The sequence below is a fragment of the Halomonas sp. B23F22_10 genome, assembly GCF_043496975.1.
In the GTDB taxonomy this organism is placed as follows: Bacteria; Pseudomonadota; Gammaproteobacteria; order Pseudomonadales; family Halomonadaceae; genus Halomonas; species Halomonas smyrnensis.
This window is the reverse complement of the sequence record NZ_JBIEKF010000002.1, coordinates 262,701-285,590: the sequence shown is the minus strand read 5'-3', so window position 1 is coordinate 285,590 and position 22,890 is coordinate 262,701. Positions and strand designations below refer to the sequence as shown.

Here is a 22,890-nt window from a genome sequence, read left to right as displayed (position 1 = left end):
GTGCGGCACCGAGGCGACGCCAGCAGTGCCCAGGGCGACATGGTTCAGTCGTCTTTTCCGGTGGCGCGCCAGCGGCCGATGGCCAGTGCCACCAGCCCGGCCACGAGCCCCCAGAAGGCCGCCCCGATGCCGCCCGGCGCGATGCCCGAGGCGGTGACCAGGAAGGTGAGCAGGGCGGCGTCGCGCTGGTGGGCATCGCCCAGGGCGTCGGCCAGCGAGGCACCGAGGGTCGGCAGCAGTGCCAGACCGGCGATGGCGACCACCAGTTCGCCTGGCAGGGCGGCGAACAGCGAGCTCACGGTAGCGCCGAACAGCCCCAGCAGCAGGTAGAAACCGCCCGCCGCGACCCCGGCGGCGTAGCGTCGCTGCGGGTCGTGATGGGCCTCCGGGCCCTGGCAGACCGCGGCGCTGATCGCCGCCAGATTGAGGGCGAAACCGCCGAAGGGCGCGAGCACGAGGCCAGTAAGCCCGGTGCCGCCGACCAGCGGCGAGATCGGCGGCCGGTAGCCGGCGGCGCGCAGGGCGGCCACGCCGGGCAGGTTCTGGGAGGCCATGGTGACCACGAACAGCGGGATGCCGACGCCAATCAGCGTGCCGAGGTCGAAGCTCGGTGCCGTATAGGCCGGCACCGCCAGCCCCGGGGTAATGGCGCCGAGATCCAGCAGGCCCTGGGCCTTGGCCACCAGGCCCCCCACGGCCAGCACCAGCGGGATGGCATAGCGCGGCCACAGCCGCTTGGCCACCAGATAGGTCAGCCCCATCGCCAGCGGCAGCACCAGTCGGTGTTCCACGGTCATCACCAGGTCGAGTCCGAAGCGCAGCAGCACGCCGGCCAGCATGGCCGAGGCCAGCGCCCGCGGCAGGCGGTGCATCAGGCGCTCGAACACCCCGGTCACGCCGCACAGGGTGATCAGCAGCGACGAGAACAGGAAGGCGCCGATCGCCTCGCTCATGGGCAGCCCCGGCAGGCTGGTGGCGAGCAGCGCCGCGCCCGGGGTCGACCAGGCGGTGAGCAGCGGCATGCGGTAGCGCAGCGAGAAGATCAGCGTGGTGACGCCGGAGCCGATGCCCAGCGCCCACAGCCAGGAGCCGATCTCGGCCTGGCTGGCGCCGGCCGCCTCGGCGGCCCGAACGATGATCGCCGCCGAGCTGGAATAGCCGATCAGCACGGCGATTAAGCCGGCGGTGAGGGTCGACAGGCTGCCGTCGCGCCACAGCGAGGGACGCTCGGCGCTGGCGGGGCTCGGCGTTGGCCGGCTGGGCGTGGGCATGGGAGGGCTCCGGGTGGCTGTGCGTGATAGCGCACGATGGCGCCACCCTAGCACCGTGCGCTATAACGCACAAATGGACAGGCAGGCCTCGGCGGCCGCGCTACAATGGCGCCTTTCCATCTATCCGAACGATCTATCGGAACTGTCTGAACGCGACCGGGAGAGGCCGATGCAGGAGATCTCGCAGCATATTGCCGAACGGCTCAGGGCGCTGCGCCGCGTCGAGGCCTGGAGCCTCGATCGCACCGCCCGGGAGACCGGGGTCAGCAAGGCCATGCTGGGCCAGATCGAGCGCGGCGAATCGAGCCCCACGGTGGCGACGCTGTGGAAGATCGCCAGCGGCTTTCGCGTGCCGTTCTCGAGCCTGTTCGAACCCGAGGCCGTTGTTCCGGATGCGGGACTGGCCGGTGCCGCGCCTCAGGCTGCGCCGGCCTCCGAGGGCGATGCCGCCGGGATGGCGGCCGTGCCGCTGTTTCCCTTCGACCCCGTGCTCGGCTTCGAGCTCTTGGTGGGCACCCTGGCCGCGGGCGCGGTCAGCGAGTCGGCGCCCCATGCACCGGGCGTGGTCGAACATCTTGTGGTGGTCGAGGGCGAGCTGGAGGTGCGGGTGGACGGCGTCTGGCGGCGTCTGGCGGCGGGCGAGGGACTGCGCTTCGCCGCCGACCGGCCCCACGCCTATCGCAACCCGGGCGAGGGGCCGGCGCGCTTCCACGACGTCATCCACTATCCCCGCGGCGCGGGTGGCTTCCCGGGCGTCGCCGCGGACGGCGAGAGCGGCGAGGCGAGCGCCGGATCGACCAGCGCCTCGGGCCGGTAGCGGGCGAGCAGCGCCCACAGCCGAGCGGCGGTGTCGGCGTCCGGCCGGCCGCGATGGTCGGCGGGCCGATAGCGCATCTGGAAGGCGCGCAGCGCGCCTCGGGTCGCACTATCGAGTTCGCCGCTCGGCGTGACCGCGTAGCCCCAGGCCGCCAGCGCCCGCTGCAGTACGGCGAGCGGCGGTGGGCCCGCGGCAAACAGGCGACGGTAGCGGGCCAGGTCGGCTTCGAGCGGCCAGGTGCCGATGCCGGCCGCATACAGGCGCCGCCAGGGGAAGGCCGGTCCCGGGTCGATCTTGCGCGTGGGCGCGATCTCGGCGTGGCCGAGCAGATCGGTGGGGGCGATGTCGTGGCGCGCGATCAGGTCCCTGAGCAGGGCGATCAGCGCCGTGATCTGCTCGTCGGGGAAGGGCGCCCAGGCCACCGTGGGGGCGGCCTCGATGGACGGGCGATCCGGCCCGGCGTTGACCAGCTCGATGCCCAGCGAGCTGTCGTTGAGATGGGTGCGGCCCGCCCAGGCGCTGGCGCCGGCGTGCCAGGCGCGACGCGACTCGTCGACCAGGCGATAGACCCGCGGCGCGCCGCGCTCCCGGCCGGGCCGGCGCGGCACCAGGTAGTGGGCGCTGACGCGAGGCCCGCGGAGAATCTCCAGCGAGGTCGCCTCGTCCTCGTCGGTGTAGTGCAGCACCAGAAAGCGCACCCGGCTGGAGTGAGCGCTGGACGGGTGGCTGTCGTCGATCGCCACGCCGCCGGGCCCGACGGGGCGTTCGCCGCCGGCGCAGCCGCCCAGCAGCAGGGCGAGCACCATGTAGAGCAGTGTCATGGATCGCATGGCTCAGGCTGCCCAGGGCAGCTGGCGCACCGCCAGCCCCAGCGCCAGGGTGGCGGTGACACTGAGCAGGGTGCCCAGCAGCACGTACTCGGTGAGCTTGCGGTCGCGGCGGGCACGCAGATCGCCGAAGCGCAGCACCGACTTGGCGGTGAGCAGAAAGCCCACCGCGGTCAGCTCGTCGAGCAGCACCAGGGTCAGCACCAGCAGCCGTTCGAGCATGCCGATGCGAGCCCCGGCGGCGACCAGGGTGCCGGGGTCGGTGACCTCCTCGCTCCAGGGGCGCATGGCCAGCGCGATGGCGATGGCCATGGGGCGGGTGACCAGCAGATAGGCGAGAGCGTGAGCCATCACCTCGGGACGGCTCAGCCAGTCGAGCGCCGCGCTCAGAGGCGCCAGGCTGCCCAGCGAGGCCAGCCAGACGCCCAGCAGCACGATCAGGTGCAGGGCCTGATCGAGCACGAACCAGCACAGCCGCCGCGGGTCCAGATGCGCCTTGCCGAGGTCGATCAGCGCGTGGCTGGCGGCGATGGTCACCCCCCAGGCGACGGCGGCGAGCGAATCGATGCCGGCGACCACCAGCACCGCCAGGGCCAGCAGCCCATGGATCCCGGCATGCAGGTAGAGCACGCCGGCGCGGGCCTTGTCGCGCTGGCGTGCCTCGACCCAGCGCCGCGGCTGGAGCAGGAAGTCGCCCACCAGGTGGACGAGGATCAGGGCGAACAGCGTCGTCAGGGCCGTGGCGGTCATGGCGTCGCCTCCTCGTCGGCGAGCGATGTGCGGAAATGCGTCAGGGTGTCGGCCAGCAGGGGCCAGCGGGCGGCGCGCAGGCGCTTGTGGACGCTGGGCTGACGAATGCCCAGCCGCTCGGCCAGCGCCTGTTGGGTGAGATCGTCGGCCAGACGCAGGCCGACCGCCTCGGCGGCGCGGGGCGACCAGTCGGCCAGCAGGGCGTCGAGGTGGCGGATCAGCAATGCTTCGCAGGGGGCCTCATCGACGTCGGTGTGCCGCAGGGCGAGGTGCGCGTCCGATGCGTCCAGCGCATCCAGGGTGCGGCCGGAGGCGACGAAGACCGGGCCGTCGGCGGAGGCCAGCGCCTCGCCGGGCCGCCAGTCGTCACTCCCTATCGCGATGGCGAGCCGGGCGTCCCAGCGGTGTCCGGCCTCGGAGTGCGCGATCAGGGCGGCGCGCAGCGCCACGGCCGCCTCCAGTGCCGCCTCGACCCGGGCGATGGCGAGCTGGAAACCGTCGCCGCGATAGCGCTGATAGTCTCCCTCGTGGCGCTCGGCGAGGCCCTCCAGGGTCGTCTCGAGCACCCGGTGGAGGCGCTGGCCCTCCTCGAGGCGGCGCGAATCGATGATGTCGCCGGTGATGACGGCGAGACGTGTGGCCATGGAGACTCCCGAGGGCGACGGTCATGCCTCAGGATAGATTCTCAGGGCTATTTTTCAATGTAATAACCTTATTTGGCTATATCGGGCCGCGCCTCGTTGGAGCCCGCGTCGCGGGGCTTCTCGCCCTGCCCGCGGGCGGCGACGTCGACGCCCGGCGCGAGCGTCTCGGCGATCGACGATCCGCCATGCGACTTCGGCTGGCGGGATGACACCATTGCCGAATCGGCAATAGCCAATTGCATCTTGTCGCCTTTTTCCCGCCTGGGCCCTGCCCTAGCCTCGGGAGGTGAGGCCGTTACTGGCAAGGAGAAGAAGAGCGTGCTGCTTCAATGACTTGCCGACGGATCGTTCATCGTGAGGGAGAGCGCTTCCATTCTCATGTCAACAGCCACATCGACACGCCTTGCCTACGTCAATTATCAGGTCGATCGCCCCGAAGGCTTGCAGATTCAGGTGGATCCTAACGGGGAGACCGGACGACGTATCGAGCCGGAGCACGATCGTCGTGGGGTCAGACTGCATGATCTTCGCGTGGTGCCGACCGATTTCGTCACGCAGGGGCTGGTCTTGCTGGAGACGCCGTCCCTTGCCGTGGACGTGCGGGATCCCGAAACACGAGACCGCCAGCACACGCCGGCGATAGAGACACTGCTCAAGCAACAGCTGGGGGCAAGCGACGTGCATGTCTTCGATCACACCCTGCGCGGCTTCGAGGGGGAACGTGTGCCGGCCCAGCATGTTCACGTCGACTATTCGTCAGATGCCGGCTCCCAGCGTCTGCGTGACGTTCTGCCACCGGCACAGGCCGAGCAATGGCTGCGCGGCCACTATGGCATCGTCAATGTGTGGCAGCCCGTGGAACATAGCGTGGAGCGTGACCCACTGGCGTTTGTGGATGTGTCTACCGTTCAGCCCGATGACTGGGTCGACATCGATATTCTCTATCCGGATCGCCGCGGTCAGATTCAGGGGCTGGTTCACAATCCCGCTCACCGCTGGTACTTCGCCTCCCGCATGCGGCCGAATGAGGCCATCCTCTTCAATGCCTTCGATAGCGCCGGCAAGCCACCCGTCGCGCATACTGCCGCCGAATTGCTGAATACCGCGCCCGAGGCGCCGACACGCACCAGTCTCGAGACGCGGGTGCTGGTGCGCTATGCCGACTGAGACTCGCGCCCCGTCGCCTGCCTCGGCTGGCGCCGGGCGACCTCAGCCGCGCGCCTGTCATCCATCACATGTTTCTCGTCACTCAGGAGCTTTTGTCATGAGCCTGTCTTTCCATGCCGTGAGTCACGAACGCGGCTTCAATCCCAAGCCCCTCCCTATCTGGAGTGACAACGGCGAGGTGGGCGACTTCTTCGACACCGATGACGTGGCTGCCGCCACCCGCCAGGAAGTAGAGGGCGTTCCGGGCGCCTTCCAGCTACTCGACGTACTGACCCCCCGGGAAGCCGACCACTTCGTGCAGGCCGTCGAGGAGATGGGCTTCGAGGAGGACGCTCCCGTTTCCCTGCCGCGCTCGGTCCGTCACAACCATAACGTCAACTGGATCGTCAGTGAGGCGATCGACAGGGTGATCTGGTCGCGTGTGGCCTCTCTGGTCAACGAGCGTATCGACGGAGAACAGGCCAAGGGTATCAATGCGCGCTTTCGCGTCTATCGCTATGAGGCGGGCGACTTCTTCAAGCCGCATACCGATGGGGCCTGGCCCGGCAGTCGCGTCATCGACGGTCAAGTCGTCACGGATGCCTACCCGGCCCTGATGAGCCATTACACCTTCCTGATCTTCCTGAGCGATGGCTACACCGGCGGTCGCACCGAGTTCCTGGTCAGCCGCACCGATCCCGGCAAGCCGGCCCGGTCACGCGATGACATCCAGACCGTCTCGGTCTCGACCCCCAAGGGCGCGGTGCTGTGCTTCCCGCATGGCTCTCATCCGCAGCACTGCGTGCATGCCAGCGAACCGATCACGGAGGGGGCCAAGTACATCATCCGCAGCGATATTCTTTTCTAATCCTTGCCGAGGGCCCCTTGGTGCGGCGCTTCCTCTTGCATCCCGAGAGGCATTCAACAGGAGAGGCGCTCGCGTCGCGCTATCAAGAAATCGACCCAGGCGCGTACACGAGGGTTACTCTGATTCTCTCGGGCGAAGACGACATGAATGCCGGTATCGAAATCGGTCGATGTCACATGATAGTCCTCCAGCACCGGTACCAGATGACCCATGGCCAGTTCGTGACGGATAGCCCAGAGCGGCTGGACCACCACGCCGGCTCCATCCAGCGCGGCATGGGTGAGGATGTCGGCATTATTGGTCCGCAGAGCGCCGGATCGCGCCGAGATGCGGTGTAATATCCCCCCCTGCGTCAGCCGCCAGTAATGGTTGCTGGCGCTGTAGCTGAACGTCAGTAAACGATGTTGATCCAGATCGTTCGGCTCGCTGATCGGGGGCCTGGCTTCGAGGTAGGAGGGGGCTGCCGCCAGCATGAAACGCTGATCGGTAATGCGGCGCGCAATCAGGCTGGAGTCGTCGAGATGACCGATGCGAATGGCGACATCGAAGTCGTTCTTCACGAGATCGACCATGTCATCGCTGCTGATGATCTCCAGGGCCACCTCGGGATACAGCTGCATGAACTCGCTCACCATTGGAGCGAGGTAGAGGCGAGAGTAGCGCCAGGGCACGGACACTCTGAGCGGCCCGGCGACGCGCTCTCCCAGGGTGTCCAGGTCGCGGGTCAGGTGCTCCACTTCGGCGAGGATGGCGCGAAAGCGCACCAAGGCATGTTCTCCGGCTGGCGATAGACGCACATGCCGGGTCGTACGAACCAGCAGGGGCTCGCCCAGGTGACGCTCCAGCTGGTTGACATGTCGTGTGGCCGTCGAGGACGCGATATCCAGCTCCCGCGCGGCCGCAGCGAAGCTCTGATGTTCGGCGACCTTGAGCAAGGTCCGCAGTTGCTGGGTCAGTTCTTTCATGGCCATCCATCGCTATTCGACGTCAATGGTCCAGCCCGCGTGATAACGTCGGTCTCGGTGTTTGCGTTGCCCCCGTGTCGGACGGGGGCTGCATCCTGAGGCAGGGCTGGTTCAGCCGATATCCTGCCCACGAGGGCGTTTCGTATTCAACTGCCCCGGACACTGCCCCAGCTGCCCTTTGGACTGTCTGTCCTTGCGATGATCCTGACGTGCAAGGCTGAGCCCCAGGTTGCGTGATGGGCTCTCACTTCCTGACATCGGTGGCGAAGCGAGCGGCATTCTCCCTGAGGAACTCGCTGTCGTCGGCGTCACCCCAGAAGGCGGGCTGTGCCTTCGGGATGGTCAAGGCCTTCTGGATCTGGGGGCGCGCATCGAGCCGCTCGAACCAGGCCTTCAGGTGGTCGAGACCCTCGACCGACACCTTGGCCCAGACGTAGGCGCGGGCCCAGGGGTAGGTCGCCATGTCGGCGATGCTGTACTGATCCCCCGCCAGCCACTCGCGGCCTTCCAGGCGGGTGTTCAGGACCTCCAGCAGGCGACGGGATTCCTCCACGTAGCGCTTGATGGAGAAGGGTTCTTCCTGGCCGTTGGGGGCGGCGATGCGCTGGAAGTACATGGCCTGGCCCATCATCGGGCCGATGCCGCCCATCTGGAACATCAGCCACTGCAGCGTTTCGCTGCGGGCCTTGGCCTCTCTGGGCAGGAACCGGTCGTACTTCTCGGCCAGGTACCAGAGGATGGCGCCACTCTCGAACACGGCGAAGTCGTCGTTGCCCCGGTCGACGATGGTGGGAATGCGCCCGTTGGGATTGAGCTTGAGATAGTCGGGCGCCTTCTGCTCCTTCTTGCCGAAGTCGATGAAGGTCAATTCGTAGGGCACCTCCGCTTCCTCGAGAAAGATGACCGGCTTGTAGCCGTTCATGGTGGCGGCGGTGTACAGGTGAATGTCCGGCTGTGACATGGGGAGTGTCCTCATGGGGGTGACGCGATGAAGGGCAATGCGCGTCGGGCCCGGTACCCTCTTGCATCGGGCCCGACGCGCATTGCCTGTTGCCTGTGGACGGTCATATCTGACGGTCCCACAGGCTCTCCTGGTAGCGCTTCACGTCTTCCTCGAATCGTGCGGGATGCACGTTGCGGAACGCATGCTCGTCCAGCGGGATGAGGCGCACCATCTCATCGATCATGGAGGAGGGGTCGAGCTGCAGATCGTCCCCGGCGAACAGCTGCTGGGTCTCGCGGATCGGCGCCTCGGGGGTGAAGTTTGTCGCCGGGTCGTACCACTGGTCGAGGGTGTCGTACATGCGGTCGTTGAAGCCGGTGCGGAAGGGGCCCGGGTTGATGGTGGCGACCTTCACGCCCAGCGGTGCCAGCTCTTCGTGGAGCAGCTGAGAAATGCCTTCCAGGGCATGCTTGGACGCGACATAGGGCGCGAGGTACGGGAAGGTGGTGAAGCCGGCGATGGACGATACCAGCACGATCTTGCCCTGGCCGCGGTCGGCGAAGGCCTTGGCGTAAGGCTGCACGAACTCCAGCGTCGAGAAGACGTTAGTCTCGAAGACCTTGCGCACGCGGTCCACGGGAATCTCGGCGATGGGGCCGGTCTCGCCGATCGCCGCGTTAGCCACCACGACATCCACCTCGGCGCCGTAGCGCGCAAAGACGCTGTCGCGATCCTGGGCATCGGTGATGTCGAGTTTCTCGACCTCCAGGTCAACGCCCTGCTGCTGCGCCTTCTCTTTCAGGGCCGACACCTGGGGCCAGATTTCCACCGTGGCAATCACCCGGTGCCCTTGTTGCGCCAGTGCCAGTGCCGCCCCTTCCGCCAGGCCGCTGCCGGCCCCGGTCATCAGAATGGTTTTCATCGTCTCTCTCCTCGAGATAAGTGGGGTTACGCCAGGTCGTCGTGATCCAGGCGCTCGAAAATGATGGCCTCGACGGGCGTCGCGCCGACGTTGGTCACCTGGTGCGCCCAGGCCTCGTTGTGCATGACGTCGCCTGCCACCACGTCCCGCTCCACGACATCGCCGCTTTCCAGTGCGATGCGCAGGCGGCCGGCGGAGAGGAAGTAGACGATCTCCTCCGGATGGCGGTGAGGCGCATCGGCGGCCCCGGGGGCCATGGTCATGTGTACCAGGCGTGTCTCGCCGGTGTTGATGAGCTCGCGATAGAACTCCGGGGAGGCCTGGTCGGCCAGCGGTACCGGGCGCCCAGCGTCGGGCCATTGAGACGTTGTCATGAGGTGATCTCCTGGGTGTGACGGATGCATCAGCCGAAGACGCGCTCGAGGTGGGCGTCGAAGCGGGCGAGGTCGCTGTCGATATCGGGGTTCTTCATCACGTCGTAGGCGCCGAAGGTCGGCAGGGCGCTCATGTCGAAGAAGCGTGCGTTCAGATGCACGGGGGCGACCAGGTCATCCAGCGACTTGCCGGCGAAGAAGGGTTCGTCGGGGTCGTTGAAGGCCTCGGCCGGGGCGTTGAGCGTGACGCTGAGCATGTACTGTGTGCCGGTGAGAGTGCCGCCCAGCCCGTAGTTCTCCTTCGGCTTCTGGGCGGTGCGCCCGTCGCCCTCGCAGAAGCGGCCGTCCATGCCGGCGGTATAGACCTCATCCATGTACTTCTTGAAGGACCAGGGCACCATCATCCAGTTGATCGGGAACTGCATGATCACGACGTCGGCCCACTGGTGGGCGTCGATCGCCTCCTCGACGTCATACCCTTCGGCGATGCGGCTGACGCGCACCTCGTGCCCCTGGGCGTCAAGCCAGGAGCGCGCGCGCTCGACGAGGCTGTCGTTGAGCGTACCCTTGGCAAACGGGTAGGGCTGGTGTCCGTTGATGATCAAGATCTTACGCATGAAATCCTCCGCCACGACGGGCAACGAGTAGTGGATCAACAAGCTCTGCAGGCGTTAAGATGACGCGAGGGGTAACCAAAAACAACCAGTATACTTTTGGTAACCTTGCTTTTCGGAGAATCGACCGGGCCCGCCCCGGGATGGCCTCTTCCGGGGAGCCCTCGGGAATCGATGAGCGGTTTCAGGCCCAGAACCCGATTGGCGCTGGGCAGACACGACAGGAGGTGTGCGATTGGATGCGTTTGTGACGGAAGATCCGAAAGGCCGGCGCCGGGTCGCGGCGCCCTGCATGGAACCCTGCGCCATCGAGAAGGGCATGCGCGTGCTCGGTGGCAAGTGGACGGGGTCCTTGCTGTGGCACATCAAGGACGGGCCGGTGCGGTTCAACGACCTGGCCCGGATGGTGGGAGGGGCCAGCAAGAAGATGATCACCGAGCGACTGCGCTTCCTCGAGGCGAAGGGGTTGATCTCCCGCCACGTGCGCGAGACGTCCCCGGTGATCGTGGAATATGCGATCACGCCGCTGGGGGAGACGGCCATCAAGGTGCTCGATGAGCTGCGCGAATGGAGCGAGTCCTTGCCGGCCGATGTCGTGGCGGAGTGACGGCGTGAAAGCACCATGTACAGGATCACTAGGTGAATACCGCGACCTCCAGGAGGCCTCGTGATCAGAGCCCGTGGCTTCGCGCTGGTCGCACAGCAGGCGCTGGAGATGACGCCGCTGGCCGGCAGTGGCCTGGCGATGCTGGCGCTGGGCGCGCTGTGGCTCCAGGGGAGGGTGAACCGCTCCCGAGCCGCCGAGGCGATGGCGTGATGGAACCGTCGTTCGAAAAAGCCACGGCCCCTTGGCGAAGGGGGCCTGGTAGCGGGCGGGGGGCCACCGTCATGAAAGGGGATCGGCGGGGCCTCTCGGCCGTCGGGGCCGAGAGGCTGATTCCTTATCGTCAGCTCGACGTCAGCATGGGCAGCCAGAGGGCCAGGGCCACCAGGGCGGCCAGCAGCACCGGCGGGGTGATGATCAACCCGACCTTCATGTACTGCCCCCAGCCGATGCGGTAGCCCTTGCCGGCCAGCACGTGCAGCCAGAGCAGGGTGGCGAGGCTGCCGATGGGCGTGAACTTGGGCCCCAGGTCGTTGCCGATGATGTTGGCATAGACCATCAGCTGCTGGGTCGTCGCCGAGACCTGGGCCTGGTCGATGGCCAGCGCCCCCACCAGGGTCGAGGGCATGTTGTTCATCAGCGAGGCGCTAGCGGCAAGAGACGCCTGAGGGGGATACGGCCTCGATGGGGCTACCGTTGGGTATGTTTGCCCTTGTCGCAGCGGCTGCGTCTCAGGCCATGGGGTCGCGTGAATGGCCTTCCCTGGCCATTCTGTCGCGGTGGCGGGCTGGCTCGACTCTCCCTTCGACACCGCGCCCGTTACGCTCCTGTTTCCCGATCACGCCCTTGTCGGGGCTCCGGGGCTCAATCCCAGTCCGGCGCGAAGTCCGGGTCGGCGATGCGTTCGCCACGGTCGAGGGTGGCGATGGCCTTCATCTCCTCGTCGCTCAGCGTCAGCTCGAAGGCCGCCAGGTTGCTGCGAATGTTCTTTTCCTTGGTGGAGGAGGGGAAGGTCACGATGCCCTGCGCCTTGAGCCAGGCAAGGGCTATCTGCGCCGGGCTGGCGTCATGGCGCTCGGCGATCTGCTTGAGGGTCGCATCCTCCATGACCTTGCCCACCGCCAGCGGCATGAAGGCGGTCACCTCGATGCCGTGCTCCCGGCACTTCTCGATCACCTGGCGGTTCTGCAGGAAGGGGTGAACCTCGATCTGGTTGGTCAGGATCTCGCCGCGCCCGAGAATCGACACGGCACGGTCCAGCTGCGCGCAGGTGAAGTTGGAGACGCCGATGTGGCGCGCCTTGCCGGCCGCCTTGACCTTCTGGAGCGCCGGCAGGTAGTCCTCCATGGCGACCTCGTCGTTCGGTGACGGCCAGTGGATGAGCAGCAGGTCCACGTAGTCGGTCTTCAGGCGCTCGAGGCTTTCGTCCACGCTCTTTTCCAGGTCGCCCGGTACCAGGCGGTCATGCCACACCTTGGTGGTGAGGAAGATCTCGTCCCGGGCGATGCCGCTGTCGGCCAGGACGTCACCGACCTCGGCTTCGTTCCCGTAGAACTGGGCGGTATCGACATGGCGATAGCCCGCCTCCAGGGCCGTGGTCAGGCTGTCTCGCAGGGTGTCGCCCTCGAGGCGGAAGGTGCCAAAGCCCGGGTTGGGCAGTGTTGTCGCGGTCATGAAGACTCCTGATCGTGGTGAAGTGTCCCTGAATGTCCTCGGGGGCTTCTCGGCATGCTGATGGCCCCCTCCCTCCCAAGGAGGAGAAGACGTGTCGATCACTCTGGGGGCGAAGGGACGATGAGACAATGCCGCTCGGCGAAAAAGATTATTTTGCTAATTGAAAAGGTCCGATGGCCCGAGAGATCGACAAGGAGCGCGGCACCGTGTCGGACGACGGTGCCGCGCCGAGGCCCGAGGGTCGATCCGTTCGGCGGTGATTCCCGTGGTCGGTGTGCCCAGGCAGGCGAACGAGTGGGTCAGCGAGCGGTCTGTTGCCGTGGCGCTTCGCCCCGTGGCCGAGTGCGTCCCACCGGTGCGCTGATGCAGACCAGGCAGGCCAGGATCAGCACGATGCCCAGCCAGCCGGTGGCCGGCAGGCGCTCGCCGACGATGATCACCGCCAGGCCGGCGGCCACGACGGGCTCGAACAGGGTGATGGTGGTGGCCGTGCTGGCCGGGACCCTCGCCAGGCCATGCCCGAAGCAGAGGTAGCCCAGCAGCATCGGCACGAGGGCCATGTAGAGACCGACGGCGGCGTTGTTCCAGGAGGCCAGCAGCGGGGCGCCGGTCAGCAGCAGGACCGGCACCAGCAGCAGGCCGCCGATGCCGAAGGTGGCGCCCATGGCGGCGCGCGAGGGGATGCCCTGCTGCATCAGGCGGCGCGCCGTCCAGGAATACAGCGCATAGCTGAGGCCGGCGAGCAGGCCGAGCAGGGTGCCCGGGAGCACGTCGGTCGTCGTGCCCGCCGGGACATGCCCCGCTCCCTCGGCCACGCACAGCAGCAGCATGCCGGAGAGCCCCAGCCCGGCGCCGAGCATCCAGCGTGCCCCGAGGCGCAGCCCGTCCAGCCGCGACTCGATCAGCGCCGAGAGCAGGGGAGCCGAGCCGATGGAGACCACCGTGCCGATGGTCACGCCGGCCAGGCGCATGGAGGCATAGAAGGCGAGCGGGTAGATGGCCACGGCGACCGCACCGATCAGGAGCCAGCGCCAGTGGGTCCTGAGCCGAGATCGGTGGTGGCGAATCCTGCCTGCCGAGAGCATCGCCTGCATCAATCCCCCGCCGCCCATGGCGACGGCCCCGATGGCGACCGCTCCGACATCCGGGGCGAAGGTGGCGGCCGTGCCGGTCGTGCCCCATAGCACCGCCGCCACCAGCACGGTCAGGATGCCCAGTAACCGTTCGTTGCCCTGCCGTGTCATGCGACCTCCAGCATGGCCGCTGCCATGGTGCGCGCCTGCCGCAGGCAGTCGCTCTCGCCCTCCAGGCCCGCCCGGGCCATGGCCCCCTCGAGCAGGAAGGCCAGGTGCTGTGCCAGCTGCTGGGCCCTTGCCCGGTCCTGGAACAGCGCCTCGAGGTGTTCCGCCAGCAAGGCCTCGACCTGTTCCTTGTGCCGTCGCACCACGTCCCTGCCGCCCGCGCCCGCCGGCAGTTCGGCGGCCGCATTCAGCAGCCCGCAGCCCCGAAAGCCGCGCGAATAGGCGTGCTCGGCATGATCCTCGTAGGCGAGGAAGACCGCCATCACCCTGTCCTGGGGAGTGTGGGCCTGTGCCAGCCGCGTGGCGTAGAGGTCCAGCCATTCGGCATGGCGTACCTCGAGGTAGGTCGCCACCAGCGCGGCCTTCGAGGCGAAGTTGTTATAGAGGCTCTTCTTGGCGACCCCGGCGTGCTTGACGATGGTGTCGATGCCGGTGGCGGTGATGCCATCGTTGTAGAAGAGCTCGGCGGCCGCCTCGATGAGGCGCTGCTGGGCGCTGGCGGGTGCGTTGGGCGATAGGCGAGACATGGGAACCTCATGGCGAGAGTAGGTAGACCAGTCTACTTACTCTCGCCATGAGAGCAACGACTCCTGACGCGGGCTTAGGTGACAAGTGGTGCTCATCTCAGGGCGCCGGCCTCCTGGCGGCGCCCTGAAGGCAGGCGTGACGCCTGCCGCGCCTTATGACGCCACCTCGTCCAGCAGCCAGTCCCTGAAGGCGGTAAAGCGTGGCAGCGCGGCGCATTCCGGCCGGCAGACAACGTGGTAGGCCAGCGGCGAGGCATGGCGGAAGCTCGGGAACAAACGCACCAGCCGACCCGCCTTGATGTCGTCGTGAACCATCACGCTGCGGGCAAGGGCGATGCCATGCCCGTCGATCGCCGCCTGGAGGATGGCGGCCGAGTTGTTGATCTGCATGCCGCGGCCGTTGTTCACCTGGGGAACACCCGCCTTGGTCAGCCATGCCTGCCAGGTGGGGAAGTCGCGATGACCTTGCATGGAAAGGTCGTGGATGAGGACCTTGCCGGCGAGGTCGCCCGGATGGATCAAGGGGCCGCCGTTCTCCAGCAAGGCGGGCGCACACACCGGATAGACCTCTTCCTCCATGAGTCTTGTCGCCAGCAGCCCGGGCCAGTGACCCGCGCCATAGCGAATCCCTGCGTCAATGCCATGTGCGGCCAGATCCAGCGGCCGGTGTTGGGTGTCCAGTCGTAGATCCAGCTCGGGCCAGGCGTGATGAAAGCGCTCGATCCTCGGCAGCAGCCACTTGGCGGCAAAGGCGGGGCTGACGGTGACGGTCAGCACCTGCCTCTCGTCCGTTTCTCGCAGTATTTCCACCCCCGTCGCCAGGCTGTCGAGACCCGCGCGAATGTCGGGCAGGGCACGTTCCGCCCTCGCGGTGAGGATCAGCCGTGCCTTGCCGCTGCTGGCCCGATGGAACAGCGGGGTACCCAGCCAGTCTTCTAGCGTCTTGACCAGCTGGCCTACCGCAGCGGGTGTGACGTTCAGTTCCCTGGCGGCGGCCGAAAAGCTGGCATGTCGTGCGCTGGCCTCGAAGGCGCGTAACGCGTTGAGGTGTGCGGGAGTGGCCATGTCGATAAAGTTTTTCTTTAGGTTTCGCACACATTATCTCGTTTGTCGCGAACGCGGAAGCATTGAAAAATTCACCCCGGTAGGCCGGAGATGTGATGTGTCTGGCCGCCTTCAGCGTCGATGATCGAGACGCTTGAAGAAAAGTTTTTATTTTCAATCTTCCATGACATGAGAGGCCGGCATCGTCACGGGTGCCCTCTGGGATGTCGATGGCGGAGTGATGGCCGGACGCCACGGATAAACGGGGAGCTGCCCATTGCGATGGTGGCCCGAAGCAGAGCGAGAAAGAGGGACGGTATGGTCTGGGAAAGTCTGATAGCGGGAGCCGTGATCGGCGTGGGGGGCACGCTGTTGCTTGATGTCTACGCCTGGGGGATGGCCAACGGGTTGCGGGTGCCGATGACCCGTTGGGCCTTGGTCGGACGTTGGGTGGGGCTTATGCGGCACGGCCAGTTCGTTCAGCCTCGGCTTGCCGAAGCCGCGCCAGTGGCGGGCGAGGCCGCCATCGGCTGGGGCGTGCATTATGTGATCGGGGCGGGTTACGGCGTGGGCCTGGTCGCCATGACGGGAAGCGACTGGCTGTCCTCGCCCACCCTGGTCGAGCCGCTGGTGCTCGCGCTCATGCTGCTGGTGTTGCCCTTTCTCGTCATGATGCCGGGAATGGGGCAGGGCGTCGCCGCCGCGAAGAGTGCCAGGCCCTGGGTCGCCCGGTGGAAAAGCGTGGCCGGGCACGGGGTCTTTGGCCTGTCGATGTACGCCGTGGCGCTTCTGCTAGCCCCCTGGGTGGCATAGGGCCGGTGCATGAAGGGCTGGCATTGCAGGAAGCAGCAGGGGAATGTCTCCCTGCTGCTTTCCTGCGGCGATCGGTGCTGCGCCAGGGATCAGGCGCCGACGGGATCGATCAGGCGAATCTCGGCATGGGTCACCCATTCCGAGGTGGCCTCGCTGAAGCGCGTCATGTGGGGGGTGGCCATGTGGTCGTCCAGCGCCTGCCGGGAGTCCCAGGCCTCGATGACGGTGACGGTGTCGCGCCTTGGTGGGGCGTAGGCCGTCGGTCCCTCGGGATGATCCTGGCTCGGCTGGTACAGCTGACAACCCGCTTCCTGGCGCACGGTCGGCGCGATGTCCAGCAAGGCGTTCAGCACGTCCTTGTCGTGTCCCGGGGCGGTGGTGATCGTGGCGATGACCCACAGCATGGCGGTCTCCTTTCTCGAAGGTTGGGGGATTACAGGGTGATGACGGTCTTGAGCGGGCGCACCCTGGCGTGCTTGAGCTCGCTAAGGCGCTGCGGGAGGTGCGCGAAGTCATCGATCTCGGGCGTCAACAGCGTCAACTCGCCGTCGGCCACGCGTTCGAGCAGGGTGCGTCCCGCCTGGCGCAGCTCGGCCCAGTCGGCGTCGCTGCCGGCCTGATGCAGGGCGCCGAGGGCGACCTCGTGCTGGGACAGGGCGCGGCCGAACGCCGGTGCCGCGGCCGCCTCGAGGCGATCCTGGACGCAGACGATATGGCCGTTGGCGCCCAGGTGATCGGTCATCCGGCGCGCGTGCTCGCCATTGACGGTATCGATGACGGCAAAGACCGGCGCCGACAGGGCCTCTGGCGTCTCGAGCACCTCCTGCGCGCCCAGGGCCCTGAGCGCCTCATGCCGCTTGGTTGATGCGATGGCGATGACCCGGAAACCGCGCTCCGCGGCCAGCTGTACCAGCCAGCGCCCGACGCTGCCGGATGCGCCGGTGATCATCAGCCGCTTGCCGGGCTTGACCGGCAGCTTCTCGATGGCCTGCCAGGCGGTCAGGGCCGGGCAGGGAAAGGCCGCGGCGGTCGCCCAGTCGATCGTTTCCGGCAGCGGGATGACGGCGCGGGCAGGCAGGCGCAGGTGGGTGGCGAAGCTGCCCGGGCCGGCCAGGGTGGTATGCACGGCGATGCGATCGCCGGGGGCGACGTGAGTGACGCCCGCCCCGCAGGCCAGCACCTCGCCGGCGGCATCGACCCCGGGAATCTGGCCCGCTTGCCACAGGGCACTGTCCATGGCGATGAACTTCCAGTCCACCGGGTTGAGCCCGATGGCGCGGGTGGCGACGATCACCTCCTGATCGCCGGGCGCCTCCAGTGCGCGCCGCTCCCGCGTCAGCGCCTCCGGCTCACCCGGACCGGTCCAGGTCCAGGCCTCGAAGGTCTCGGGGAGGGTCGTGTGGTCAGTCGACATGGGCGGTCTCCTTGGCATGGGGGTCGATGACGGGCGTGTGGTCCTGGAAGCGCGGCAGCACCTCTCGGCCGATCTCGTCGAGGGTCTCCTCCAGGGGCCGCTGGTTGCGGCGGAAGTGCAGGCCGATATGGTTGACGCCGGCCGCCTGCATCGCCTCGAGCTCGCGGATCAGCCCCTCGCGGCCGGCGCTGATGCCGAAGCGGTGCCGGGTCGTGGGGGCGTCGGGTTGTTCGAGCAGGTCCAGGTGGATGAAGCTGACATAGGGCTTGTCACCGGCCACCTGGCGCCACAGGCCGACGCGCTGGATGTGGTCCTGCGGCGTGCCGGGATAGGCCAGCCAGCCGTCCATCTGCTCACCCACCCAGGGCGGTGTCTGCTGGGCCAGGCCGGCCACCAGCAGCGGTGGTTGAGGGGCATGGGGCAACACGGCCTGCCCCGATGACAGGCGGGTATCCGCCTGCCCCTTGAGAACCTCCACCGCATCCCGGAACCGGGCGCCCCGCTGGGTAAAGTCTACCCCGAACAGGGGGTACTCGGCAGGGCGGTCGCCGCTGGCGACCCCCAGCAGCAGGCGGTTGTCGCTCAGCGCCTGCACGGTGGCGGCCGCCTTGCGCACCAGCCAGGGCTGGCGCAGGGGAAGCACGGCGGCAGCGGTGCCCAGCAGCAGGTGGTCGGTGTGGCGGGCCAGGTAGCCGAGATAGGTGAACAGCTCGAAGACCTGGCCGGCATCGCCGAAGCTGGGGTCGTAGAGCGGCACATCGCGCAGCCAGGCGGCGCGAAAGCCGAGGCGGTCGACCTGGGCGATGCGCTCGGCATGAGCCGCCATGTCGGGTACGCCGAAGGGGCGGGCCTCGTCGCGACGGGCGCGTTCGCCGCTCGGGCTCCAGTCGTTATCCAGTGGCAGCTCGACCCCGAGGGTCAGCGGGCCTTGGGTCAGGCGGGTCAATGACATGTCGATCTCCTGTCGGCAAGCGGCTGCCCGGCGCATAGGCCGGGCAGAGGAAGGGACATCAGGCCGCGACGGTCTCGGCCTGGCCACGACGGTCGAGGCTGCCGGAGAGCCGGGTCATGGCCAGGGCCAGCACCACGATGCCGGCGCCGATCCAGGCGGTATCGGTCAGGGCCATGCCGTCGACGATGTAGCCGCCGACCACCGAGCCCAGGGCGATGCCGATATTGAAGGCGGCGATGTTGAGGCCGGAGGCCACGTCGACGGCCTCGGGGACGAAACGCTCGGCCTGCTGCACCACATAGACCTGCAGGCCCGGCACGTTACCGAAGGCGAAGGCGCCCCAGACCAGCACGGTCAGCACCGCGGCCACGGGATGGGTGGCGGAGACCGTCAGCACCAGCAGGATGGCGATCAGGCCCGTGAAGATCAGGGTCAGGGCCCGGATGGGGCCCATGCGGTCGGCCAGCTTGCCGCCGTAGATGTTGCCGACGGCCACCGAGACGCCATAGACCAGCAGGATCAGGCTGACGGCGTTATCGCCGAAGCCGCTGACCTCCTGAAGAATGGGCGCCAGGTAGGTGAAGGCGGTGAAGGTGCCGCCGTAGCCCAGGATGGTGATCAGGTAGACGAGCAGCAGGCGCGGATGGGTCAGGACCTTGAGCTGCTGGCCGATCGAGGCCGGCGCGGCCTGCTTCAGGTTGCGAGGCACCAGCAGGGCGCTGCCGATCAGGGCCAGGGCGCCGAGCGCCGAGACCACCAGGAAGGTGGCACGCCAGCCGAAGTTCTGGCCGATCCAGGTGCCCAGGGGCACGCCGGTGACCAGGGCCACGGTCAGGCCGGTGAACATGATGGCGATGGCGCTGGCTTCCTTGTCCTTGCTGACCAGGCTGGTGGCGATGGTCGAGCCGATGGAGAAGAACACGCCGTGGGCCAGGCCGGTCAGGATGCGCGCCGTGATCAACGAGCCGTAGCCGGGTGCCTGCCAGGCCAGCAGGTTGCCGATGATGAACAGGGCCATCAGCCCCAGCAGCACCAGCTTGCGGTTCAGGCGCCCGGTCAGGGCGGTCAGCACGGGGGCACCGACGGCGACGCCGGCGGCATAGAGGCTGACCAGCAGGCCGGCCGAAGGTAACGATACGCCCAGGTCCTGGGCGATGGTGGGCACCAGGCCGACAATCACGAATTCGGTGGTGCCGATGGCAAAGGCACTGAGCGTCAGTGCAAACAATGCAATGGGCATGGCAGATCTCCTTGGGGAAGCGAGGGAACGTTTCACGCTGCGGAGTCTGCGCCGGCTGTCTTATTCGATAAACCGGGGTAAAATCAAAACACCTTTACGCTTTTGATAACAGTATCGTGCCCTGGGAGGGAAGATGCAGAGTCGGACCGAGGATCTTCAACTCTTGGTGGCCGTGGTCGACAGCGGCGGCTTCAGTGCGGCGGCGAGGCTGATGGAGGTGCCGGTGGCACGAGTGTCGCGCGCCGTGCAGCGCCTGGAACAGCAGCTCGATACGCCCCTGCTCAACCGCACCACCCGCAGCGTGACCCTGACCAGCGAGGGGCGTCTCTTCATCGACCGGGTCAGGGAGGGGCTCAACACCCTGGAAGAGGCCGAGGAGGCGATGCGGTTGAGTCGCGAGCGCCCCGGGGGACGCCTGCGGGTCGATGCCGCCACGCCCTTCGTGCTGCATCAGCTGGTGCCCCTGATCGGGCCATTTCGCGAACACTACCCCGGGATCGAGCTCGAGCTTTCCGCCTCGGATGACGTCATCAATCTGCTCGAGCAGCGAACGGACGTCGCGATTCGCATCGGTGGCCTGGAGGATTCCACCCTGCATGCCCGTTCGCTGGGGCGCTCGCCGCTGCAGCTGGTCGCCAGCCCGCAGTACCTGGAGCGCCATGGCGTGCCGGTCAGCCCCGCGGCGTTGCGTGACCATCAGTTGCTGGGATTCTTGAATGCCGACAATCTCAATCGCTGGCCCGTCGAGGGGCTGGCGCAAGAGGCCCCCAACATCCGCTCGCAGCTGAGCACCACCAGCGGGGAGGTCATGCGCCAGCTGTGCCTGGCCGGCGAGGGGATCGCCTGCCTGTCCCGCTTCATGATTCAGGAGGATCTCGTGCAGGGGCGGTTGGTGACCTTGATGGCGGATCGCATGATCAGCCCCAATCCCCGGGAGTCGGTCCAGGCCGTCTACTATCGCAACACGGCCCTGTCGGGGCGCATCGGCGCCTTCCTCGATTTCATCGCGCCGCGCCTGAGGCTGTGATGGCATCGGCCATGATGGGTCCAGGGGCGGCGAGGCACTGCCATGAGCGCCTCGGGGAGGCACCGGACCAGCGTGGAGAGGGCGGCTGCCCGTGCCGTCGAGGGGAGCGACACGATGGCCAGGTTCAGGCCATGGGCCCCTCCGGCAGGCCTTGTACCAGGGCCTTTTCATAAACACCGGCAAAGTGCGTCTTGAGCCAGTCCATCAGCCCCCGGACACGCTGCAGCTGGAAGCGGTGAGGGGGGCAAACCATCGACAAGGGCGTGGGTTCGGCCCAGTCCGGAAGCACCTCGACGAGCGTCCCGCGGGCAATGTCTGCCTGGACATAGGCGTCGGCCAATCGAGTCACCCCCAGGCCGGACAGCGCCGCCTGGCGCATGGCCCTTCCACTGATGATCCTGTAGCCGCGACTGGCCTGGATGAGCCGCTGCTCGCTGCCTCGCGCCAAGAGCCAGTGATCCACGCTGCCGTAGATCAGTGGCAGGGCGCTCAGGTCGTCGGGGACCTGGATGGGGGCGTGCCGGGCCAGGAACGCCGGGCTGGCGACATAGCGGGTCATGACGCGATGCAGCCGGCGGGCCACGAGGCTGGAGTCGGCCAATTCTCCCATCCTCACCACCAGGTCGTAGGGGCTGTCCATGAGATCCTCACGCAGGCTGGAGAAGTCCAGCGCGATCTCCACCCCCGGGTGGCGCTGCTGGAAGCGGAACACCAGTGGGGCCACCAGCTCTTCACCGATGAGTCCTCCGACCGAGTTCATGCGAATCCGTCCGCTCAGCTCACGGGTCGATTGCATGGCCCACTCGCTCGCCGATTCCAGTTGGCGAAACGCCAGCTGACACCGTTCGGCATATCCCTCGCCGATGCGCGTTAGGCGCAGGCTTCGGGTGGTGCGGTGCAGCAGCTGTACGGCCAGTGCCTGCTCAAGCGCCGTGACCTGCTGGCTCAGGTTGGCCTTGGAGTGGCCGGAGGCCTTCGCCGCCGCGGTGAAGCTGCCATGTTCCGCAACCAGCAGGAAGGCACGTACCCAGCGCAACGATATGTCGTTCATAAAAAGTGAACAGTCTTTTCAGAATGGGGGTGTTTTTCATCATAACGGCATTGCTCACCATGTGCCCCTGTTGATGATTCACGCCTGCCATCGCGGCAGGCCAGCTTCATGGGAGACGTATCATGACCAAACCGCTCGTCGTGGTGACAGGCGCCTCATCCGGCATCGGTGCCGCCATTGCCCAACAGCTCTCAGCGCTTGGCCATCCACTGCTGCTGCTGGCTCGCCGCCTCGAGCGGATCGAAGCCCTGGCACTGCCCAACGCGCTCTGCCGCCAGGTCGACGTCACCGATGCGGAAGCGTTTCGGGGGGCCATCCGCGAAGCCGAGGCGCTCTATGGGCCGGTGGATATGCTGGTGAACAACGCGGGTGTCATGTTGCTCGGTCAGCTGGACACGCAGGACCCCGCTGAGTGGCAGCGCATGTTCGATGTCAACGTGATGGGGCTGCTGAACGGCATTCACGCGGTTCTGGCCGATATGACATCCCGCGGCCAGGGGACGATTCTGAACATCAGCTCCATTGCAGGAAAGAAGAGCTTCCCGAGTCACGCCGCCTACGTGGGCAGCAAGTTTGCGGTCACCTCCATCACCGAGAACCTGCGGGAGGAAGTGGCCGACAGCAGCGTGCGGGTGATGGCCATTCATCCCGGCGCGGTGGACACCGAGCTGGTGAGCCACACCACCAGCGAAGAGATCAAGGCCGGCTACGAAGCGTGGAAGCACGCCATGGGAGGCGTGCTGGCCGCCGAGGATGTCGCCGCGGCGGCCGTCTATATGTACCAGCAGCCACAGCACGTCAATATCCGCGATATCACCATTGCGGCCACGCGCCAGCCGGCGTGAGTCGGTCGCGGAATCTTGACGCGGATCTTCGGTGTCGTGCTGGCCTGTTCATGCCACCTGATGTCCATGAGTCTGCCGCCGGATGAATGGCTGAAGAAGCGCTCCGACGGCTAGCAGAGGATAACGTCCAATCGCCCCTGGCAACGTGATGGTGACCGTCATCGAGAACCGGGAGATCGATGGGTCCTTTCAGGATAGGGGCGCACGGGGCTGCCGAGGGTGAGGTGATGGAATCTGCGCAAGAGGCCCGCTCAACG

28 protein-coding genes are annotated in these 22,890 nt (G+C 67.0%); 8 read left to right on the top strand and 20 right to left on the bottom strand.

From position 1 onward, the window contains the following. Positions 1–44: 44 nt before the first annotated feature. Positions 45–1,271, bottom strand: coding sequence for a benzoate/H(+) symporter BenE family transporter (locus ACGTNF_RS05410; RefSeq protein WP_394600788.1), 1,227 nt, complete (start codon positions 1,269–1,271; stop codon positions 45–47). 169 nt (positions 1,272–1,440) lie between these two features. Between ACGTNF_RS05410 and ACGTNF_RS05405 the strand changes: the two genes are divergently transcribed. Next, on the top strand, positions 1,441–2,088 hold the full coding sequence (locus tag ACGTNF_RS05405) for a helix-turn-helix domain-containing protein (RefSeq protein WP_394600786.1): 648 nt from the start codon (positions 1,441–1,443) through the stop codon (positions 2,086–2,088). Here the strand turns inward: ACGTNF_RS05405 and ACGTNF_RS05400 are convergent. The 4 genes from ACGTNF_RS05400 to ACGTNF_RS05385 all read right to left on the bottom strand — a co-directional run bounded on the left by ACGTNF_RS05400 (position 1,995) and on the right by ACGTNF_RS05385 (position 4,551). Continuing rightward, a complete protein-coding gene (locus tag ACGTNF_RS05400; RefSeq protein ID WP_394600785.1) occupies positions 1,995–2,918 on the bottom strand; it encodes an N-acetylmuramoyl-L-alanine amidase in 924 nt (307 codons plus the stop codon). The genes ACGTNF_RS05405 and ACGTNF_RS05400 overlap by 94 nt on opposite strands. Before the next feature lie 3 nt (positions 2,919–2,921). After that, positions 2,922–3,665, bottom strand: a complete 744-nt coding sequence (locus tag ACGTNF_RS05395) for a DUF3307 domain-containing protein (RefSeq protein ID WP_394600784.1) — start codon at positions 3,663–3,665, stop codon at positions 2,922–2,924. Then, positions 3,662–4,309: a hypothetical protein gene (locus ACGTNF_RS05390; RefSeq protein WP_394600782.1), complete on the bottom strand. Its 648-nt coding sequence runs from the start codon at positions 4,307–4,309 to the stop codon at positions 3,662–3,664. Before ACGTNF_RS05390 ends, ACGTNF_RS05395 begins: the two co-directional genes overlap by 4 nt. Before the next feature lie 68 nt (positions 4,310–4,377). Continuing rightward, positions 4,378–4,551 (bottom strand): hypothetical protein, encoded by a 174-nt coding sequence (locus tag ACGTNF_RS05385; protein WP_394600781.1) that lies wholly within the window; start codon positions 4,549–4,551, stop codon positions 4,378–4,380. 136 nt (positions 4,552–4,687) lie between these two features. Between ACGTNF_RS05385 and ACGTNF_RS05380 the strand changes: the two genes are divergently transcribed. Both ACGTNF_RS05380 and ACGTNF_RS05375 read left to right on the top strand, forming a co-directional pair. Then, a complete protein-coding gene (locus ACGTNF_RS05380; protein WP_394600780.1) occupies positions 4,688–5,476 on the top strand; it encodes a CmcJ/NvfI family oxidoreductase in 789 nt (262 codons plus the stop codon). A 97-nt stretch (positions 5,477–5,573) separates the two neighbouring features. Beyond that, positions 5,574–6,323 (top strand): 2OG-Fe(II) oxygenase family protein, encoded by a 750-nt coding sequence (locus ACGTNF_RS05375; RefSeq protein WP_394600779.1) that lies wholly within the window; start codon positions 5,574–5,576, stop codon positions 6,321–6,323. 53 nt (positions 6,324–6,376) lie between these two features. On the opposite strand, the gene ACGTNF_RS05370 is transcribed toward ACGTNF_RS05375, so the two are convergent. The 5 genes from ACGTNF_RS05370 to ACGTNF_RS05350 form a co-directional block, all read right to left on the bottom strand. Beyond that, positions 6,377–7,288: a LysR family transcriptional regulator gene (locus tag ACGTNF_RS05370; RefSeq protein WP_394600777.1), complete on the bottom strand. Its 912-nt coding sequence runs from the start codon at positions 7,286–7,288 to the stop codon at positions 6,377–6,379. A gap of 244 nt (positions 7,289–7,532) precedes the next feature. Beyond that, positions 7,533–8,249, bottom strand: a complete 717-nt coding sequence (locus tag ACGTNF_RS05365; RefSeq protein ID WP_394600776.1) for a glutathione S-transferase family protein — start codon at positions 8,247–8,249, stop codon at positions 7,533–7,535. A 103-nt stretch (positions 8,250–8,352) separates the two neighbouring features. Next, entirely contained in the window at positions 8,353–9,153 is an 801-nt protein-coding gene (locus ACGTNF_RS05360; protein WP_394600775.1) for an SDR family oxidoreductase, read from the bottom strand. 26 nt (positions 9,154–9,179) lie between these two features. Then, on the bottom strand, positions 9,180–9,527 hold the full coding sequence (locus ACGTNF_RS05355) for a cupin domain-containing protein (protein ID WP_394600773.1): 348 nt from the start codon (positions 9,525–9,527) through the stop codon (positions 9,180–9,182). 29 nt (positions 9,528–9,556) lie between these two features. Next, positions 9,557–10,144, bottom strand: a complete 588-nt coding sequence (locus ACGTNF_RS05350; protein WP_394600772.1) for an NAD(P)H-dependent oxidoreductase — start codon at positions 10,142–10,144, stop codon at positions 9,557–9,559. 289 nt (positions 10,145–10,433) lie between these two features. Here ACGTNF_RS05350 and ACGTNF_RS05345 point away from each other — a divergent pair, with 289 nt between their 5' ends. Together ACGTNF_RS05345 and ACGTNF_RS05340 are read left to right on the top strand one after the other, a co-directional pair. Then, a complete protein-coding gene (locus ACGTNF_RS05345) occupies positions 10,434–10,748 on the top strand; it encodes a winged helix-turn-helix transcriptional regulator (protein ID WP_202802766.1) in 315 nt (104 codons plus the stop codon). 60 nt (positions 10,749–10,808) lie between these two features. Then, on the top strand, positions 10,809–10,958 hold the full coding sequence (locus ACGTNF_RS05340; protein ID WP_394600770.1) for a hypothetical protein: 150 nt from the start codon (positions 10,809–10,811) through the stop codon (positions 10,956–10,958). Positions 10,959–11,088: 130 nt separating this feature from the next. Here ACGTNF_RS05340 and ACGTNF_RS05335 read toward each other — a convergent pair whose 3' ends face one another. The 5 genes from ACGTNF_RS05335 to gcvA form a co-directional block, all read right to left on the bottom strand. Then, positions 11,089–11,382, bottom strand: coding sequence for an ArsB/NhaD family transporter (locus tag ACGTNF_RS05335; RefSeq protein WP_394600769.1), 294 nt, complete (start codon positions 11,380–11,382; stop codon positions 11,089–11,091). Positions 11,383–11,609: 227 nt separating this feature from the next. Next, complete coding sequence (gene dkgB / locus ACGTNF_RS05330; protein WP_394600768.1) at positions 11,610–12,419, bottom strand: 2,5-didehydrogluconate reductase DkgB; 810 nt, start codon at positions 12,417–12,419, stop codon at positions 11,610–11,612. A gap of 299 nt (positions 12,420–12,718) precedes the next feature. After that, the gene (locus ACGTNF_RS05325) at positions 12,719–13,663 is read right to left on the bottom strand and encodes a DMT family transporter (RefSeq protein ID WP_394600766.1); all 945 of its coding nucleotides are present in this window, start codon (positions 13,661–13,663) and stop codon (positions 12,719–12,721) included. After that, positions 13,660–14,247: a TetR/AcrR family transcriptional regulator gene (locus tag ACGTNF_RS05320; RefSeq protein ID WP_394600765.1), complete on the bottom strand. Its 588-nt coding sequence runs from the start codon at positions 14,245–14,247 to the stop codon at positions 13,660–13,662. Before ACGTNF_RS05320 ends, ACGTNF_RS05325 begins: the two co-directional genes overlap by 4 nt. Before the next feature lie 153 nt (positions 14,248–14,400). Next, positions 14,401–15,312, bottom strand: a complete 912-nt coding sequence (gcvA, locus tag ACGTNF_RS05315; RefSeq protein WP_394600764.1) for a transcriptional regulator GcvA — start codon at positions 15,310–15,312, stop codon at positions 14,401–14,403. A gap of 297 nt (positions 15,313–15,609) precedes the next feature. Between gcvA and ACGTNF_RS05310 the strand changes: the two genes are divergently transcribed. After that, a complete protein-coding gene (locus ACGTNF_RS05310; RefSeq protein WP_394600763.1) occupies positions 15,610–16,104 on the top strand; it encodes a DUF2938 family protein in 495 nt (164 codons plus the stop codon). An 89-nt stretch (positions 16,105–16,193) separates the two neighbouring features. On the opposite strand, the gene ACGTNF_RS05305 is transcribed toward ACGTNF_RS05310, so the two are convergent. From ACGTNF_RS05305 to ACGTNF_RS05290, 4 genes are read right to left on the bottom strand one after another with little or no spacing between them, the layout of a single operon-like run. Further along, positions 16,194–16,508, bottom strand: coding sequence for a putative quinol monooxygenase (locus ACGTNF_RS05305; RefSeq protein ID WP_394600762.1), 315 nt, complete (start codon positions 16,506–16,508; stop codon positions 16,194–16,196). Positions 16,509–16,537: 29 nt separating this feature from the next. After that, positions 16,538–17,518, bottom strand: a complete 981-nt coding sequence (locus ACGTNF_RS05300; protein WP_394600760.1) for an alcohol dehydrogenase catalytic domain-containing protein — start codon at positions 17,516–17,518, stop codon at positions 16,538–16,540. Beyond that, positions 17,508–18,470: a TIGR03571 family LLM class oxidoreductase gene (locus ACGTNF_RS05295; protein ID WP_394600759.1), complete on the bottom strand. Its 963-nt coding sequence runs from the start codon at positions 18,468–18,470 to the stop codon at positions 17,508–17,510. The genes ACGTNF_RS05300 and ACGTNF_RS05295 overlap by 11 nt, the downstream gene beginning before the upstream one ends. Before the next feature lie 58 nt (positions 18,471–18,528). Beyond that, the gene (locus ACGTNF_RS05290; protein WP_394600757.1) at positions 18,529–19,710 is read right to left on the bottom strand and encodes an MFS transporter; all 1,182 of its coding nucleotides are present in this window, start codon (positions 19,708–19,710) and stop codon (positions 18,529–18,531) included. Between the two features lie 133 nt (positions 19,711–19,843). Here ACGTNF_RS05290 and ACGTNF_RS05285 point away from each other — a divergent pair, with 133 nt between their 5' ends. Beyond that, the gene (locus ACGTNF_RS05285) at positions 19,844–20,737 is read left to right on the top strand and encodes a LysR substrate-binding domain-containing protein (protein WP_394600756.1); all 894 of its coding nucleotides are present in this window, start codon (positions 19,844–19,846) and stop codon (positions 20,735–20,737) included. A 124-nt stretch (positions 20,738–20,861) separates the two neighbouring features. On the opposite strand, the gene ACGTNF_RS05280 is transcribed toward ACGTNF_RS05285, so the two are convergent. Next, positions 20,862–21,773 carry a LysR family transcriptional regulator gene (locus ACGTNF_RS05280; RefSeq protein ID WP_394600755.1) on the bottom strand — a complete coding sequence of 304 codons (912 nt, stop codon included), beginning with the start codon at positions 21,771–21,773 and terminating at the stop codon, positions 20,862–20,864. 137 nt (positions 21,774–21,910) lie between these two features. Here ACGTNF_RS05280 and ACGTNF_RS05275 point away from each other — a divergent pair, with 137 nt between their 5' ends. Beyond that, positions 21,911–22,633, top strand: a complete 723-nt coding sequence (locus tag ACGTNF_RS05275) for an SDR family oxidoreductase (RefSeq protein WP_394600754.1) — start codon at positions 21,911–21,913, stop codon at positions 22,631–22,633. Positions 22,634–22,890 lie beyond the last annotated feature (257 nt).